Origin of the sequence: Mycolicibacterium grossiae (genome assembly GCF_008329645.1) — a bacterium.
In the GTDB taxonomy this organism is placed as follows: Bacteria; Actinomycetota; Actinomycetes; order Mycobacteriales; family Mycobacteriaceae; genus Mycobacterium; species Mycobacterium grossiae.
The window spans coordinates 4,818,869-4,834,836 of the sequence record NZ_CP043474.1; the positions used below are offsets into that span (position 1 = coordinate 4,818,869).

Consider the following 15,968-nt stretch of genomic DNA (forward strand, 5'->3'; position numbering starts at 1 on the left):
AGGCTGCCCTAACTTCGCAGAGGCTACCCTATTGTCGACCTACCGAGAACACCTACCCGGAGAGGCCGACGCCGACGATGAGCACCGGAATCCCGCCCGATCAACGCGATCTGACATGGGGTTTCGTGCTTTTCCCCGCCGCACGCGCGCAGGCCTACCGCGAGGCCGGGTACTGGCGGGGCCGGGCGCTGGACGGCGTCCTGCGGGAGGCCGCGCGGCAATGGCCGGACAAGCCCGGCGTCGTCGACGGGAGCGGTACCTACACCTTCGCCGAACTCGACGTGCGCGCCGACCGGATCGCCGCGGCACTGGCGGCCCGCGGCATCGCACCCGGTGACCGCGTGCTGCTGCAGTTGCCGAACTCGCGCGAGTTCGCGGTCGCCGCGTTCGCGCTGCTGCGCGCCGGCGTCGTCCCGGTGCTGTGCCTGCCCGGTCACCGGTCGGCGGAGATGGGGCACTTCGCGGCGGTGAGCGGCGCCGTGGGTCTCGTCATCCCGGACGTCGTCGGCGGGTTCGACTACCGCGAGATGGCCGCACAGGTCGTCGCCGAACACCCCGACCTGCGGCACGTGCTGGTGCTCGGCGACCCGGGCCCGTTCGAGGACTGGTCGGCGCTGGCGGACGCCGCGGGTGGAACGTCGGCACCGGACCTCGACGTCGACACCGGCGGGCCCGCCGTGCTGCTGGTCTCCGGCGGCACCACCGGCCTGCCGAAGCTCATCGCCCGCACCCACGACGATTACGTCTACAACGCGACCGCCTGCGCGCAGGCAGTCGGCATGGTGCACGACGACGTCTACCTCGTGGTGCTGCCCGCCGGGCACAACTTCCCGTTCGCCTGCCCGGGGCTGGTGGGCTCGATGACCGTCGGCGCCACCACGGTGTTCACCGACGATCCGAGCCCCGAGTCGGCGTTCCCGCTGATCGACCGCCACGGAGTCACCGTCACCGCTCTGGTCAACGCGCTGGCCAAGCTGTGGACGCAGGCGTGCGACTGGGAACCCGTGCTGCCGACGTCGCTGCGCGTGGTGCAGGTGGGCGGCTCCCGGCTCTCCCCCGACGAGGCCCGGTACATCCACGACGGGTTGTCCACCGGCCTGCAGCAGATCTTCGGCATGGCCGAGGGCATGCTGCAGTTCACCCGGCCCGGCGATCCGGTCGACGTCGTCACCCACACCCAGGGCCGGCCGATGTCGCCGCTCGACGAGCTGCGGGTGGTCGACGAGGCGGGCGTAGACGTGGCGCCCGGCGAGGAGGGCGAACTGCTCGTGCGCGGGCCGTACACCATCAACGGCTACTACCGCGCCGAGGAGGCCAACGCCCGGTCCTTCAGCCCGGACGGGTTCTACCGGTCCGGTGACCGCGTGCGCATCTTCGCCGACGGTCCACTCGCCGGCAACGTCGAGGTGGTCGGCCGCATCAAGGACGTCATCCACCGCGGCGGCGAGACGGTCTCGGCCACCGACCTCGAGGACCACCTCCTCACCCATCCGGCGATCTACGCCGCCGCGGCCGTCGCCCTGCCCGACGAGTACCTCGGCGAGAAGATCGGCGCCGCCGTCGTGTTCCGCGGCGCACCGGTGGGGCTTGCCGATCTCAACGCGTTCCTCGACGCGCGGGGCGCCTCGACGCACGCCCGTCCCGACGTGCTGGTGCCGTTGCCTGCGCTGCCCACGACCGCGGTCGGCAAGGTCGACAAGAAGGCCCTCGTCGCCGCGATCACCGCCCCCTAGCGATTTCGGCGCGCTTTCCGCGGGCGAACGCCCGGCAAGCGCGCCGAAATCACGGGGTGGGGCAGAGCATCTCCGCCAGGCGGTCGGTGACGGCCGCCGCGGTGGGGTGTTCCCAGAGCAGCGTCGGCGGCAGCGTCAGACCCGTCTGCTTCTCCAGCTGCCGGCGCAGCCGGACGGTCATGATCGAATCGACGCCGAGTTCCACCAGCGGCAGACCCGGGTCGACGTCGGCCGCCGCGAGCCCCAGCTGACCGGCGACGGCGTCGAGGACCTGCTCGGCGAGCGTGCGCGTGTCGTGGGCGCCGTCGACGGCCCCGTCGGCCGGGTCCTCGTCGTCGGTGGGCGCGATGTCGGAGAGCATCGGCACCGCAGCGGCCGCGGGCAGCACCGGCAGCACCACGACGTTGGCCGCGTCGGCACGCATCGCGAGATCGAGTGCGCGCCAGGCGTCGTCGGCCGTCACGGTGCCCATGCCCAGCGCGTCGAGCTGCGCGGCCACGAACTCCGACGCCGACCCCATGCCCAGCCCGCGCCAGGCCGTCCACGCCACGGCCGTCGTGCGGTCGCCGAGGCCCCGGCGGTGGCGGGCCAGCCCGTCGAGGAACGCGTTGGCGCATCCGTAGGCGGCCTGGCCGGGGAAGCCGGCGAGGTATCCGCAGGACGAGAACAGGATCATCCAGTCCAGCTGCTCGGGTGGGAACACCTCGTGCAACACCAGGGATCCTTCCACCTTGGGGTGCATGGCCGCGGCGAAGTCCTCGGACGTCGAATGCGCGAGCAGCGCACCGGCTTCGACGCCGGCGGCGTGCACGACACCCCGCACCGCGGGCAGCGGCGCGAGCGCGGCTCGCAGCGCGTCGGCCGAGCCCGGTGCCCCCAGGTCGAGCGCCGCCACGGTCACGGAGACCCCGCGCTCCTCCAGCGCGGCGACCGCGCGCACCGCTTCGGTCCGCGCGTCACCCCACCTCGCGCGCGGCGGCAGCCCGGACCGTGACAGCAGTACCAGTCGCCGGGCCCCGAGGTCCGCGAGACGCTGGGCGGTCCGCAACCCGAGCACGCCGGTGCCGCCGGTGATGAGGTAGGTGCCACCCGGCGCGCACTGCAGCGGCGACGCCGATCCCGCGGCGGCCGGCGCCAAGCGCGCGACGCGCGCCACGCCGTCGCGCAGCACCACCACGCCGTGCCCGGCCAGCGACGCCAACGCGCCGACCGGCACCCGGCCGTCCGCGACGTCCAGCGCGCCGCCCCAGCTCTGCGGGTGCTCGGCGGCGGCGACGCGCGCCAGGCCCCACAGCGGCGCGTGCGCCGGGTTCGCGCCCTCGTGCACGCCGGTGGTGAGCACCCACAGCCGGGCCGGTGACGATGCCTCCTGCAGCGCGGCGAGCGTGCGCACGACGAGGTCGACGGTGTCGGTGGGCGCGTCGTCCTGGCGCGGCACGACGAGCACGGCGGCCGAGGGTGCGAGGTCGGCGGCGGGAAGCGCGGACAGTTCGGCGGGATCCTCCACCGCGCGGTAGGCCACGCCGGCCGCGGTCAGGTCGCGGACCGCGCGATCCAGTCCGTCGACGTCGCCGCCGACGAGGACGACGACGCTCGGCCGGTCCTCGGGACGCCACGGCACCTCGTGCCACGCCACGTGGTGCAGCATGCCGGCGACGTCGGTGCCGGAGTTCTCGAGTTCCTCGAAGGTCATGCCGCACAGGGACATCAGCACTGAGCCGTCGGCGTCGGTGATGGCGACGTCGGTGGTCGTCGTGCCGGGGCGACGGCGCACCAGCAGGGTCGCCTCGGCGGGCGGGGCGGCGTGGCAGTCGACGCGTTCGATCCGGGCGGGCATCCGCAGCCGTGGCGGCCCATCGAAGATCGTCGACGCCGCCGACGTCGCGGCGTCGAGCAGCGAGGCCCAGGACGTCGGTACCGAGCCGTCGGCCTCCGCGGCGACGACGGCGACCAGTTCGCCGGTCCCCCGGTGCATCTCGCGGACCTCCCAGCCGAAGCCCATGGCGGCGACGCCGAGCGTGGCGAGGGTGTCGACGACGTGTCGCGGCGGCAGCGCCTCGGTGCACCGCCTGCGGGCCGCGTCGAGGTCCGCCGACGTGCGCAGCAGCTCGTCGACGTCGTCCGCGGCGGCCACGACGGCGCGACTGTGCACCAGCCAGCCGCCGTCCTGAGCGTCGTCGGCGTCGACCAGGCGCGAGGACAGCGTCAGGTCGCGGTCGGCTAGGACGACCTGCAGGTCGCGGAGGCGCGCGGGCGCGACCGGGGTGCGCAGCCGGACGTCGGCGAGCCCGGCGCCGGGCTGGTGCACGGTGCGCGCCGCGGTCAGGAACGTGGTGAGCAGCACCGCTGCGGGCACGATCTCGGTGCCCTGCACGGGGTGCTCGCCCGGGTACGGCCGGCTGTCGAGGTCCAGTCGGGTCTGCCACATCCTCGTCGTCGCGGTGCCGGTGACGTCGGTGCGGCCGCCGAGCAGGGTGTGGCTGGCGACGTCGTGCACGCCGCGCCCGCCGGGTGGCGGTGTGGGGGTGCGCCAGAACCGCCGGTGTTGCCACCGGGTGGCGGGCAGGTCGGCGGCCCACTCGTCTGCGGCCGTGACGCCGTGCGCGACGGTCGCGCCGTGGCAGTGCAGCGCGGCGACGGCGGTGGCGACGGCCCTGTGCTCGTCGGTGTTGCGACGATGCACCGGAACGACGGCGTGCTCGTCGATGCCGAGGGCGAGCAGCGTCTCGACGATCGAGTGCGACACCACCGGATGGGCCGACACCTCCAGGAACAGCCGGTGGCCGTCCTCGGCCGCGGCGGTCACCGCTTCGGCGAAGCGCACCCGGCCGCGCAGGTTGGTCACCCAGTACTCCGGTCCGCGCGGCGCCGTCGACCGCGGATCGGCGAGTGCCGTGCTGTAGAGCGGGATCTCGGCCGGACGCGGGTCGGGCAGCGCCGCGACGTTGCGGGCGAGGTCGGCGGTGAGGGCGTCCATGGCGGGGCTGTGGAAGGCGACGTCGGTGTTGACGCGGCGCACCTCGATGCCCTCGGCGGCCCACGCGTCGGCGACGGCGACCACCGCGTCGGTGCGCCCGGACACGACGGTCGACTCCGTGGAGGCGGAGATGGCGGCGACGACGTCGTCGCGGCCGGCGAGCCGTGCCGCGGCTTCGGCGAACGGCATTCGGACCAGCACCATGGAGCCCTGGCCGGCCACCGCGCGGAAGCCGCGGGCGCGGTGGCAGGCGACGGCCGCACCCTGGCGAAGGGTGAACGTGCCGGCGACCACGCAGGCGGCCACCTCGCCCACCGAGTGACCGATCACCGCGGCGGGCGTGACCCCGCGCCGGCGCAGCACCGCGGCGAGGCCGACCTGCATGGCGAAGGTGAGCGCCTGCACGCGGTCGGTGCCGCCCAGGTCGCCGCTGCTCAGCGCCTCTCGCGCCGAGAACCCCAGCCCGGCGGCGAAGACGTCGTCGACCTCGTCGATGACGGCGGCGAACTCCGGTGCAGCCGTGAGCAGTTCGCGTCCCATGCCGGACCAGTGCGAGCCGTGCCCGGAGAACACCCACACGGCGTCGCGCGGGGCGCCTGCGGTGCCGGTGACGAGGGCGGTCGTCGACTCACCGCGGGCCAGGGCGTCGAGTCCGGCCACCAGCTCGTGGGGGTGGGCGGCGACGACGGCGGCGCGGAACGGCTCGTGCGCGCGGCGGGCCCAGAGGGTGGCTGCGACGGCGGCGGTGTCGACGGTCCGGCCGCGCAGGTGGTCCGCGAGCGCCTCCGCCTGCCCGGCCAGCCGGGCCGCCGAGCGGGCCGACACCGGCACGACGACGGGTGCGGCCCCGCCCGTGGCCGCCGTCGCGGCGCGGGCGGGCGCCTCCTCGAGCAGGACGTGCGCGATCGTGCCGCCGTAGCCGTAGCTGCAGACGGCGGCGCGCCGCGGCGTGGTACCGCGCGGCCACGGCTCGACCGCCGTGGGCACGCGCAGCCCGCTGGTCGCCCAGTCGACGGCCGGGGTGAGGGTGCGCACGTTCGCCGTCGGCGGGATGGTCTCGTGGTGCAGCGCCAGGACGGCCTTGATGAGGCCGATGACGCCGGCGCCTCCCTCGAGGTGACCCACGTTCGGTTTGACCGAGCCGATGCGGCACGGGTCGCCGGACCGCCCGGCGCCGTAGACCTCCGCGAGGGCGCCGACCTCGGTCGGATCGCCCGTGGGCGTGCCGGTTCCGTGCGCCTCGACGAAGTCGACGCTCGCCGGGTCGACGCCCGATGCCGCGCAGGCGGTGCGGAACATGTCCGCCTGGGCGGCCCCGTTGGGCGACATGATGCCCACGGTCCGGCCGTCGGAGGCGACGGCACCGCCGCGCACCACGGCCAACACCCGGTCGCCGTCGCGCAGCGCATCGGACAGGCGCTTGAGCACGACGACGCCGGCGCCCTCGCCGCGACCGTAGCCGTCGGCGGCGGCGTCGAACGTCTTGCAGCGGCCGTCCGGGGCGGTGGCCCCGGCTTCGTCGAGCACCCGGACCAGGCCGGGTCCGATGAGCGCGCTGACGCCGCCGGCGAGCGCGAGCGACGTCTCCCCGGCGCGCAGCATCTGGCAGGCCTGGTGCACCGCGACCAGCGACGCGGCGCACGCCGCGTCGAGCGCGACGCTCGGCCCGCGCAGATCCAGCAGATGCGACACGCGGTTGGCGATCCCGCACAGCGACGTGCCGATCCCCGTCCACGCCTCGATGCCGGGAAGGTCCTCCATGATCAACTTGCCGTAGTCGTCGCTGTTGACGCCCATCAGCACGGCGGTGTCGGTGCCGGCCAGGTCGCGCGGGGTCACCCCGGCGTGTTCCAGTGCTTCCCAACTGACCTCGAGTGCGAGGCGCTGCTGCGGATCCATGAGTTCGGCCTCGCGCGGCGAGACGCCGAAGAACTCGGCGTCGAACCCGGGCAGGTCGTCGAGGAACGTGCCCCAGCGGGTGGTGTCGCGCAGCACCGCGGCGTTGCGCGGGTCGCGTCGCAGGTAGGGCTCCCAGCGCTCGGCCGGGACCTCGCGGACGTCGCTGCGCCCCTCGAGCAGGAAGGACCAGAACGCCGCCGGCGTGGTGACGTCGCCGGCGACGCGGCAGCCGAGTCCGATGACGGCGATGGGTTCGGGCTGGGCCGCCGGGTGTTGGGCAGTGGCCTCGCTTCGGTGATTCGCCACGTCAGCGTCCGACCCGTGCCATCGAGGTCTGGATAGGCTTGCCTAAGTACATGCCGACAATCTTGGCACGAGGCGCGATGCGTCGGGCGACTACCCGGTGGCCGCCGCGAGACGACCCCGACGCTCAGACGAGCAGGTCGCGCACCACGGCATCGGCGAGCAGTCGGCCGCGGTCGGTCAGCGCCAACCGGTCCCCCGCCATCGTGAGAAGCCCGTCGTCGCACAGACTTTGGGCGCGCCGGCGTTCATCGGACGCCAGCGCGTCGACGCGCAGACCGGGGCGCAACCGCATCCCGAGCATCACGTCCTCGACGTGACGTTCGGCCGCCGAGGGCTCCTCGCTGCCCGCGATCGGCAGCTCGCCGGCGGCGAGCCGCTGGGCGTAGGCGCTCGGATGCTTGACGTTCCACCAGCGGACGCCGTCGACGTACCCGTGCGCACCCGGGCCGGCGCCCCACCACTCGCCGCCGTCCCAGTACCCGAGGTTGTGTCGGCACTCACCGCCCGGCCGGCTCCAGTTCGACACCTCGTACCAGTCGAAGCCCGCATCGGTGAGTGCATCGTCGAGCAGTTCGTAGCGGGCTGCCAGCACGTCGTCGTCGGGTGCGGGCACCTCGCCCCGGCGCACCCGGCGCGCCAGCGCAGTGCCCTCCTCGACGATCAGCGAATAGGCCGACACGTGGTCCACTCCCGCGCCGACGGCCGCCTCGACCGACCGCAGCAGGTCGTCGTCGCTCTCACCGGGGGTGCCGTAGATCAGGTCGAGGTTGACGTGGCCGAAGCCCGCGGCCCGCGCTTCGGCCGCCGCAGCCGGCGCCCGGCCCGGCGAGTGCACCCGGTCCAGGACCGCCAGCACGTGCGACGCCGTCGACTGCATCCCGAGCGAGATGCGGGTGTATCCGGCCGCGAGCAGCGCGGCGAAGAACGCCGGCGACGTCGACTCCGGGTTGCACTCCGTGGTCACCTCGGCGCCGGGCGCGAGGTCGAAGGCGGAGCGCACGGCGGCCAGCACCTCGGCCAGCCCGGACGCGCCGAGCATCGACGGCGTGCCGCCCCCGACGAACACGGTGTCGACGCGGCGTCCCGGGCCCACCCGCCGCGCCGCCAGGGCCAGCTCGATGCGCAGGGCCGCCAGCCAGCCGTCGGGGCTGGCGTCGCCCAGCTCGGCGGGCGTGTAGGTGTTGAAGTCGCAGTACCCGCAGCGCGTCGCACAGAACGGCACGTGGACGTAGACGCCGAACGGAACCGAACTCACCAGACCAGTGTCGCAGAGCGACTTCGGATCACCACGAGTCTGAATCTGGGCCGGTTGGGGCATGTCACCCGGTCCGTGGCACAATGGCCCGGTGACTGCCGCCGTCGACCCCACCACCCGCGTCTCGCTGGTGGCCCGGCGGCACATCGACTTCAAGCGCGTATGTAGCTGTTGCTGTCTGCCTTGACGTGCGTCTGATTTCGGAGACCTAGCCCGCATTGACCTCAGCTGGCCGCCGGATCTGCGCCGCCGGACCAGCCCCCGGTGACGTTCGCGATTCGCCAGCCAGCTCCTCCTCCAAGGAGCCACCATGACCACAGCCACACCCAAGCCCGCCAAGCGCCCCCGCGGCGAGGGCCAGTGGGCGCTCGGCTACCGCGAGCCGCTCAACGCCAACGAGCAGTCCAAGAAGGACGACAACCCGCTCAACGTCCGCCAGCGGATCGAGACCAACTACGCGATCAACGGATTCTCCTCGATCGACAAGGGTGACCTTCGCGGCCGCTTCCGCTGGTGGGGTCTCTACACCCAGCGCAAGCCCGGCTACGACGGCACGTGGACCGGTGACGAGAACACCGACATGCTCGAGGACGAGTACTTCATGCTGCGGGTGCGCAGCGACGGCGGAGCGCTCACCGTGGCGGCGCTGCGCACGCTGGGCCAGATCTCCACCGAGTTCGCCCGCGACACCGCCGACATCTCCGACCGGCAGAACATCCAGTACCACTGGATCGACGTGCGGAACATGCCGGAGATCTGGCGCCGCCTCGACGAGGTCGGCCTGCAGACCACCGAGGCGTGCGGCGACTGCCCGCGCGTGGTGCTCGGATCGCCCCTGGCCGGTGAATCGCTCGACGAGGTCATCGACGGGACGCCCGCGGTCAACGAGATCGTGAAGCGCTACGTCGGCAAGCCGGAGTACTCGAATTTGCCGCGCAAGTTCAAGACCGCGATCTCCGGTCTGCAGGACGTGGTGCACGAGGTCAACGACGTCGCGTTCATCGGCGTCGAGCATCCCGAACACGGCCCCGGCTTCGACCTGTGGGTCGGCGGCGGGCTGTCGACCAACCCGATGCTGGGTCAGCGGGTCGGCGCCTGGGTGCCGCTCGACGAGGTGCCCGACGTGTGGGAGGGCGTGGTCAGCGTGTTCCGCGACTACGGCTACCGTCGCCTGCGGGCCAAGGCGCGGTTGAAGTTCCTCATCAAGGACTGGGGCGTGGAGAAGTTCCGCCAGGTTCTCGAATCGGAGTACCTCAAGCGACCGCTGATCGACGGCCCCGCGCCCGACCCGGTGGCCCGCCCGATCGACCACGTCGGCGTGCAGAAGCTGAAGAACGGGCTCAACGCGGTGGGCGTCGCCCCGATCGCCGGCCGCGTGTCCGGGACCATCCTCAGCAAGGTGGCCGACCTCGCGGAGGCGGCCGGCTCCGACCGGATCCGCTTCACGCCGTACCAGAAGCTCATCGTGCTCGACGTGCCCGACGACCATCTCGACACGCTGCGCGCCGGCCTGGACGCCCTCGGGCTGCCGTCGACGCCGTCGCACTGGCGGCGCAATCTGATGGCATGCACGGGCATCGAGTTCTGCAAGCTGTCGTTCGCCGAGACCCGTAGCCGCTCCCAGGTGCTCGTTCCCGAGCTGGAGAAGCGGCTCGACGACATCAACGCCCAGCTCGACGTGCCGGTCACGATCAACATCAACGGCTGCCCGAACTCCTGCGCGCGCATCCAGGTCGCCGACATCGGCTTCAAGGGCCAGATGATCGACGACGGGAACGGTCCCGAGGAGGGTTTCCAGGTCCACCTGGGGGGCAGTCTGGGTCTGGACAGCGGTTTCGGCCGCAAACTGCGTCAGCACAAGGTGCTCTCCACCGAACTCGGCGACTACATCGAGCGGGTCGTCCGGAACTTCGTGAAACAACGCGAGCAGGGTGAGCGTTTCGCTACGTGGGCACTACGAGCAGACGAGGCGGACCTGAGGTGACTGACGTCCTGACCGAGAACGAATTGGTTCAACTGGCCGAGCGCGGCGCCGCCGAACTAGCGGATGCGTCGGCCGAGGAGCTGCTGCGCTGGACCGACGAGCACTTCGGCGGCGACTACGTCGTCGCGTCGAACATGCAGGACGGCGTGCTCGTCCACATGGCCGCCCAGCAGCGACCCGGCGTCGACGTCCTGTTCCTCGACACCGGCTATCACTTCGCCGAGACCATCGGCACCCGGGACGCCGTCGAGGCCGTCTACGGCGTGAACGTGGTCAACGTCACCCCGGAGCGCAGCGTCGCCGAGCAGGACGCGCTGCTCGGCAAGGACCTCTTCGCCCGCGACGCCGCCGCGTGCTGCCGGATGCGCAAGGTCGAACCGCTGTCGAAGGCGCTGGCGGGCTACTCGGCGTGGGTGACCGGCATCCGCCGCGTCGAGGCGCCCACCCGCGCCAACGCGCCGCTGATCAGCTTCGACAAGGCGTTCGGGCTGGTGAAGATCAACCCGATCGCGGCGTGGTCCGACGACGACATGCAGGCCTACATCGACGAGCACGACGTGCTGGTCAACCCGCTGGTCGACGAGGGCTACCCGTCCATCGGCTGCGCGCCGTGCACGTCGAAGCCGGCCCTCGGCGCCGACCCGCGCAGTGGCCGTTGGGCCGGTCAGTCCAAGACCGAATGCGGGCTGCACGCGTCGTGACCCCGGCGCCGACGCTGATCCTCGTCGCGCACGGCAGCACCGATCCCCGCTCACCGGAGGTGGCGCGCGCCCTCGTGGGCCGCATCCGCCGGCTGCGACCGTCACTCGACGTTCGGGTCGCGTTCCTGGAGAAGTCGGGACCGGACGTCCGCGAGGTGCTCGCCGACGTCGCCCGCCACGGCGCGCGCGCAGTGGCCGTGCCGATGCTGCTGGCGTCGGCCTATCACGCCCGCGTCGACCTTCCCGGGGCCATCGCCGAGTCCGGGGCCGACGTCCGGCAGGCCGCCGCGCTGGGCGAGGATCCGACGCTGATCGCGCTGCTCGGACAGCGGCTCGCCGAGGCGGGCTACTTCCCCGTGCAACGCCACGTCGGCGTCATCGTGACAGCGGTCGGTTCGTCGGACGACGCCGCCAACGGCCGCACGGCCACGGTGGCGACGGCACTCGCCCGTGGCGCCCGCTGGGCCGGGGTCGGCGTGGCGTTCGGCACCGGGCCGCGGCCCACGCTCGCCGAGGCGGCCGAGGACCTGCGCACCCGCGGCGCGACGCACCTGGTGGCGGCGCCCTGGTTCCTGGCCCCGGGCGTCATCACCGATCGGATCGCCCGGGCCGCCGAGACGCTGGACGTCGCGGTCGCGCAGCCGCTCGGATCGCACAACCTGGTGGCCGCGGCGCTGCTCGACCGTTACGACGAGGCCGTCACCGCCCGCGTCGCGGCCTGACGGCTCGGCCGCCCGCGCCGCCGCTCAGCGGCTCACGCCTCCGTCAGCTCCTTGGCGTCGGTCTTCTCGGCGACCGGCGCCGGCCGGGCGCCGTCGGGGATCGTCGGCACGCGCGTGGCCCGGACGTACACGGTGTCGCCCTCCTTCAGACCCAGCGCCTCGGCGTCGCCGCGGGTGATCTGCGCCGTGAACGGCCCGTGGTCGGCCGCGCCGGTGAGTTCCACGCGCACCTCGAAGCCGAGCATCACCACGCGGTCGATCGTCGCGCGCACCACGCCGGTCGACGAGACGCTGCCGTCGGCGGTGGCGATCGCCATGTCGGGATTGCGCCCCACCCGGATGTCGTGCGGCCGCACCAGCGTGCCGTTGAGCGACGACACCGCGCCGAGGAACGACATCACGAACGCGTTGGCCGGGGCGTCGTAGACCTCGGTCGGCGAGCCGACCTGCTCGATGCGGCCCTTGTTCAGCACGGCGATGCGATCGGAGACGTCGAGGGCCTCTGCCTGGTCGTGCGTGACGAGCACGGTGGTGACGTGCACCTCGTCGTGCAGGCGGCGCAGCCACGCGCGCAGGTCCTCGCGCACCTTGGCGTCCAGCGCGCCGAACGGCTCGTCGAGCAGCAGCACCTCGGGGTCGATGGCCAGCGCCCGGGCCAGTGCCATGCGCTGGCGCTGCCCGCCGGAGAGCTGGTTGGGGTAGCGGCTCTGGAAGCCGCCGAGGCCCACCACGTCGAGGAGGTCGTCGACCTTCTGCTTGATCTCCTTGGCCGGACGCTTGCGGATCTTCAGCCCGAACGCCACGTTGTCGCGCACCGTCAGGTGCTTGAACGCGGCGTAGTGCTGGAACACGAAGCCGATGCCCCGGCGCTGCGGCGGCTCGCTCGTGACGTCGCGCCCGTTGATGGTGATGGTGCCGGTGTCGGGCTGGTCGAGTCCGGCGATGGCGCGCAGCAGCGTCGACTTGCCCGAGCCGCTGGGCCCGAGCAGCGACGTCAGCGACCCCTTCGGCACCTCGAAGTCGACGTCGTCGAGTGCGGCGAAGTCGCCGTACCTCTTGTTGGCACCTCGCACGATGATGGCGTCGGTCATGACTTCAGTCTTCCCAATCTCGAGCGCAGAGTCACTTGCTCTGCTTGGCGCGGCGGGCGTCGAGCACCACCTGGACGATGAGCACGATGACGGCGACCGTCATCAGCAGCGTGGAGATCGCGTAGGCGCCGTACATGTCGGCGCGGTTGTACCGGTCGGACACCAGCAGCGTCAGTGTCTGGGAGATGCCGGGCAGGTTGGACGAGACCATGACGACGGCGCCGAATTCGCCGAGTGTGCGGGCGATGGTCAGCACGATGCCGTACGTCAGGCCCCAGCGGATCGACGGCAGGGTGATCCGCCAGAACGTCTGCCACCACGACGAGCCCAGCGTCGACGCCGCCTCCTCCTGGTCGGTGCCGAGTTCGTGCAGCACCGGTTCCACCTCGCGGATGACGAACGGGACGGTGACGAAGATGCTGGCGAGCACGATGCCCGGGAACCCGAAGATGATCTTCAGGCCCAGGTCGTTCTCGACGAACCCGAAGACACCCGCCGTACCCCAGAGCAGGATCAGCGCGACGCCGACGACGATCGGGGACACCGCGAACGGCAGGTCGATGACGGCCTGCAGCGCGCTCTTGCCGCGAAACCTGTTGCGCGCGAGCACCAGTGCGGTGGGCACACCGAACAGCACGTTGAGCGGCACCACGATCGCGACCGTCAGCAGCGAGAGTTGCAGCGCCGACTGTGCCGCCGGCGTGGAGATCGACGAGAAGAACGTGCCCAGGCCGGGTGCGAACGTCCGGTAGAGGATCAGCCCGACTGGGACGATCAGGAGAGCGGCAAGGTATACGAGCGCGGTGTAGCGCAGCAGGTGCTTCACCACCGGCGATGACGTCACGATGCCAGCTCCTGCCGCTTCGCCGCGCGCGACCCGATGGCGCGCAGTATGAACAGGATGACGAAGGAGATCACCAGCAGGACGATGGAGATCGCCGCCGCGCCGGTCCGGTCGTCGTTCTCGATGAGCGTCCGGATCCACTGCGAGGACACCTCGGTCTCGCCCGGGACGGCACCGCCGATGAGCACCACCGAGCCGTACTCGCCGATGGCCCGGGAGAACGCCAGACCGGCACCGGACAGCAGGGACGGCAGCAGTGCGGGCAGCACGATCTTCGTGAAGATCGTCCAGTTGTTGGCGCCCAGCGACGCCGCGGCCTCCTCGGCCTCGCGGTCGAGTTCCTGCAGCACCGGCTGCACGGACCGCACCACGAAGGGCAACGTGACGAAGAGCAGGGCGATGCCGACGCCCCACTTGGTGAAGTTGAGCTGCACGCCGATCGGGCTGGCCGGACCGTAGAGGGCCAGCATCACCAGGCTGGCCACGATGGTGGGCAGCGCGAACGGCAGGTCGATGATCGCGTCGACCAGGCGCTTGCCCGGGAAGTCGTCGCGCACCAGCACCCACGCCACCAGCAGGCCGAAGAACAGGTTGATGACGGCAACCGAGATGGAGATGGTGAGGGTCACCCGGAACGAACTGAGGGCGGCGTTGGACGTGACGGCCGTCCAGAACGCCTGCGGGCCCCCGCCGACGGACTGCCACACGATCGCCGCCAACGGCAGCAGCACGATGACGCTGAGCCAGATCGACGCGGCACCGACCCTCAGCGACGTGGTCCCGTAGCGGCCACGCCCGAACCCGCGGGCCCCCCCGGGGCCGGAGTCACCGGCACCCGGGGTGGTCACCTCGGAGATGGTGGAGGTCATCCAGTGGCCTTGCCGTAGATGGTCGAGATCAGGCCGTTGGACTTGTCGAACAGCTTGGGATCGGCGTCCTTCCAACCGCCGAGGTCGGCGATCGTCCACAGCTTCTGCGGGGCCGGGAACTGATCGGCGAACTGCTGCAGCACCGCCGGATCCACCGGGCGGAAACCGGCCTCGGCCCAGGCCTTCTGACCTTCGGGGGTGTAGAGGAAGTTCTTCAGCGCCGTGGCCTTGGCCTCGTGGGGGCCGCCCTTGATGACCGCGACCGGGTTCTCGATCTTGAAGGTCTGCGGCGGGGTGACCCATTCGATGTCCGGGTGTGTCTTCTTGGAGTTGATCGCCTCGTTCTCGTAGGCGATCAGCACGTCACCGCTGCCCTGCAGGAAGACGTCGGTCGCCTCGCGACCCGAGCCCGGGCGCACCTTCAGGTGCTCGTTGGTGAGCAGCTGATTGAGGTAGTCGAGGCCGGCCTGCTGGTTCGCACCGCCGTTGCTCTTGGCCGCGTACGGTGCCAGCAGATTCCACTTCGCCGAGCCGGAACTCAGCGGGTTGGGCGTGACGACCTCGACGCCGGGCTTGAGCAGGTCGTCCCAGTCGCGGATGCCCTTCGGGTTGCCCTGCCGGACCACCAGCGTGACCACCGAGCCGAACGGGATGCCCTTGGTGGCGTCGGCGTTCCAGTCCTCGGCCACCTTGCCGGCCTTGACCAGGCGGGTGATGTCGGGCTCGACGGAGAAGTTGACGATGTCGGCGGGGGTGCCGGCCTCGACCTTGCGGGACTGGTCGCCCGAGGCGCCGTAGGAGCCGGTGACCGCCACGCCCTTGCCGTCGTCGGTCTTGGCGAACGCCGCCCCGACGTTCTTCCAACCCGGTTCCGGCACCGCGTAGGCGACCAGGGTCAGCGTCGTGTCGGCCGCGGGCTGATCGCCGCCGCCCGCCACGTCGCTCGAACCGCCGCCGCCGCACGCCGCGACCAGCGTCGCGGTGAGTGCAGCGGCGCCGGCCGCGAGCCAGGACCTTCTGACGTTCATGGATGACCTTTCGTCGAAACGGGAGGGTGGATACCCGTCACGGCGAACGGCGAAGACTCAGACGATGGGCACGACGGCCCTACTCCTGACACCACACACCGTGAACGGGCGGGGTCAGCGACAACAGGAGACGTCGGCGACAGCGCAGGAACCGACGGCGATGAGGGCCAGGACGTGGCCCTCGATGCTGCCGACGGGTGCGTGCATGGCGCGAAGAGTAGCAGAACCGGACGACGGCGACACCGCTGCGGGTGCGCCCGTCAGTGGGTGACGAGCCACATGACGATCACCAGCACCACCAGGGCGACGAGGATCAGCGTCACCCGGGAACGCGGCAGGCCGGTCATGTTTCGTCCTCCTCGGCGTGGAGCGCGCGGCGAAGCAACGCGATGCCGTTGCCCAGCGCGCCGTCGAGTATCACGGCGGCCCCCCACGCGAGGAGCAGCACCACCGGCATCACCACCACGGTCTGCACGACGAAGCCGAGCCCGGACAACCACAACTCGACCCCATCCCACCAATTCAAGATGCCGGTCATCGGGTCCACCCTACGATCATC

The 15,968-nt window shown here is 71.9% G+C and carries 13 protein-coding genes; 5 read left to right on the top strand and 8 right to left on the bottom strand.

From position 1 onward, the window contains the following. The first annotated feature begins 77 nt into the window (after window positions 1-77). Window positions 78-1,733, top strand: a complete 1,656-nt coding sequence (locus FZ046_RS23130; RefSeq protein ID WP_070356307.1) for a (2,3-dihydroxybenzoyl)adenylate synthase — start codon at window positions 78-80, stop codon at window positions 1,731-1,733. 49 nt (window positions 1,734-1,782) lie between these two features. On the opposite strand, the gene FZ046_RS23135 is transcribed toward FZ046_RS23130, so the two are convergent. Together FZ046_RS23135 and hemW are read right to left on the bottom strand one after the other, a co-directional pair. Next, window positions 1,783-6,915 carry a type I polyketide synthase gene (locus FZ046_RS23135; RefSeq protein WP_149484327.1) on the bottom strand — a complete coding sequence of 1,711 codons (5,133 nt, stop codon included), beginning with the start codon at window positions 6,913-6,915 and terminating at the stop codon, window positions 1,783-1,785. A 124-nt stretch (window positions 6,916-7,039) separates the two neighbouring features. Further along, the gene (gene hemW, locus FZ046_RS23140) at window positions 7,040-8,170 is read right to left on the bottom strand and encodes a radical SAM family heme chaperone HemW (RefSeq protein ID WP_246182845.1); all 1,131 of its coding nucleotides are present in this window, start codon (window positions 8,168-8,170) and stop codon (window positions 7,040-7,042) included. A gap of 61 nt (window positions 8,171-8,231) precedes the next feature. Between hemW and FZ046_RS28340 the strand changes: the two genes are divergently transcribed. The 4 genes from FZ046_RS28340 to FZ046_RS23155 all read left to right on the top strand — a co-directional run bounded on the left by FZ046_RS28340 (window position 8,232) and on the right by FZ046_RS23155 (window position 11,577). Beyond that, window positions 8,232-8,357, top strand: coding sequence for an Ms4527A family Cys-rich leader peptide (locus FZ046_RS28340; RefSeq protein WP_407664430.1), 126 nt, complete (start codon window positions 8,232-8,234; stop codon window positions 8,355-8,357). A gap of 123 nt (window positions 8,358-8,480) precedes the next feature. Beyond that, window positions 8,481-10,154 carry a nitrite/sulfite reductase gene (locus tag FZ046_RS23145; protein WP_070354835.1) on the top strand — a complete coding sequence of 558 codons (1,674 nt, stop codon included), beginning with the start codon at window positions 8,481-8,483 and terminating at the stop codon, window positions 10,152-10,154. Next, complete coding sequence (locus FZ046_RS23150; RefSeq protein ID WP_070354836.1) at window positions 10,151-10,855, top strand: phosphoadenylyl-sulfate reductase; 705 nt, start codon at window positions 10,151-10,153, stop codon at window positions 10,853-10,855. The genes FZ046_RS23145 and FZ046_RS23150 overlap by 4 nt, the downstream gene beginning before the upstream one ends. Continuing rightward, a complete protein-coding gene (locus FZ046_RS23155; protein WP_070354837.1) occupies window positions 10,834-11,577 on the top strand; it encodes a sirohydrochlorin chelatase in 744 nt (247 codons plus the stop codon). The genes FZ046_RS23150 and FZ046_RS23155 overlap by 22 nt, the downstream gene beginning before the upstream one ends. A gap of 32 nt (window positions 11,578-11,609) precedes the next feature. On the opposite strand, the gene FZ046_RS23160 is transcribed toward FZ046_RS23155, so the two are convergent. The 6 genes from FZ046_RS23160 to FZ046_RS23180 form a co-directional block, all read right to left on the bottom strand. Further along, window positions 11,610-12,668 (bottom strand): sulfate/molybdate ABC transporter ATP-binding protein, encoded by a 1,059-nt coding sequence (locus FZ046_RS23160; protein ID WP_070354838.1) that lies wholly within the window; start codon window positions 12,666-12,668, stop codon window positions 11,610-11,612. A gap of 31 nt (window positions 12,669-12,699) precedes the next feature. Beyond that, on the bottom strand, window positions 12,700-13,512 hold the full coding sequence (cysW, locus tag FZ046_RS23165) for a sulfate ABC transporter permease subunit CysW (RefSeq protein ID WP_070354839.1): 813 nt from the start codon (window positions 13,510-13,512) through the stop codon (window positions 12,700-12,702). After that, window positions 13,509-14,381, bottom strand: a complete 873-nt coding sequence (gene cysT / locus FZ046_RS23170) for a sulfate ABC transporter permease subunit CysT (protein WP_070354840.1) — start codon at window positions 14,379-14,381, stop codon at window positions 13,509-13,511. Before cysT ends, cysW begins: the two co-directional genes overlap by 4 nt. After that, window positions 14,378-15,409, bottom strand: a complete 1,032-nt coding sequence (locus FZ046_RS23175) for a sulfate ABC transporter substrate-binding protein (RefSeq protein WP_070354841.1) — start codon at window positions 15,407-15,409, stop codon at window positions 14,378-14,380. Before FZ046_RS23175 ends, cysT begins: the two co-directional genes overlap by 4 nt. A gap of 114 nt (window positions 15,410-15,523) precedes the next feature. Then, window positions 15,524-15,616 carry an Ms4533A family Cys-rich leader peptide gene (locus FZ046_RS28240; RefSeq protein ID WP_328514413.1) on the bottom strand — a complete coding sequence of 31 codons (93 nt, stop codon included), beginning with the start codon at window positions 15,614-15,616 and terminating at the stop codon, window positions 15,524-15,526. 136 nt (window positions 15,617-15,752) lie between these two features. Beyond that, entirely contained in the window at window positions 15,753-15,947 is a 195-nt protein-coding gene (locus tag FZ046_RS23180; RefSeq protein WP_070354863.1) for a hypothetical protein, read from the bottom strand. Window positions 15,948-15,968 lie beyond the last annotated feature (21 nt).

Excerpts from the sequence above, each read along its gene's own strand:
- FZ046_RS23130 (WP_070356307.1), top strand. The coding sequence starts at position 78 with ATGAGCACCGGAATCCCGCCCGATCAACGCGATCTGACATGGGGTTTC.
- FZ046_RS28340 (WP_407664430.1), top strand. The coding sequence starts at position 8,232 with ATGTCACCCGGTCCGTGGCACAATGGCCCGGTGACTGCCGCCGTCGAC.
- FZ046_RS23145 (WP_070354835.1), top strand. The coding sequence starts at position 8,481 with ATGACCACAGCCACACCCAAGCCCGCCAAGCGCCCCCGCGGCGAGGGC.
- FZ046_RS23155 (WP_070354837.1), top strand. The coding sequence starts at position 10,834 with ATGCGGGCTGCACGCGTCGTGACCCCGGCGCCGACGCTGATCCTCGTC.
- FZ046_RS23160 (WP_070354838.1), bottom strand. The coding sequence starts at position 12,668 with ATGACCGACGCCATCATCGTGCGAGGTGCCAACAAGAGGTACGGCGAC.
- cysT (WP_070354840.1), bottom strand. The coding sequence starts at position 14,381 with ATGACCTCCACCATCTCCGAGGTGACCACCCCGGGTGCCGGTGACTCC.
- FZ046_RS23175 (WP_070354841.1), bottom strand. The coding sequence starts at position 15,409 with ATGAACGTCAGAAGGTCCTGGCTCGCGGCCGGCGCCGCTGCACTCACC.
- FZ046_RS28240 (WP_328514413.1), bottom strand. The coding sequence starts at position 15,616 with ATGCACGCACCCGTCGGCAGCATCGAGGGCCACGTCCTGGCCCTCATC.
- FZ046_RS23180 (WP_070354863.1), bottom strand. The coding sequence starts at position 15,947 with ATGACCGGCATCTTGAATTGGTGGGATGGGGTCGAGTTGTGGTTGTCC.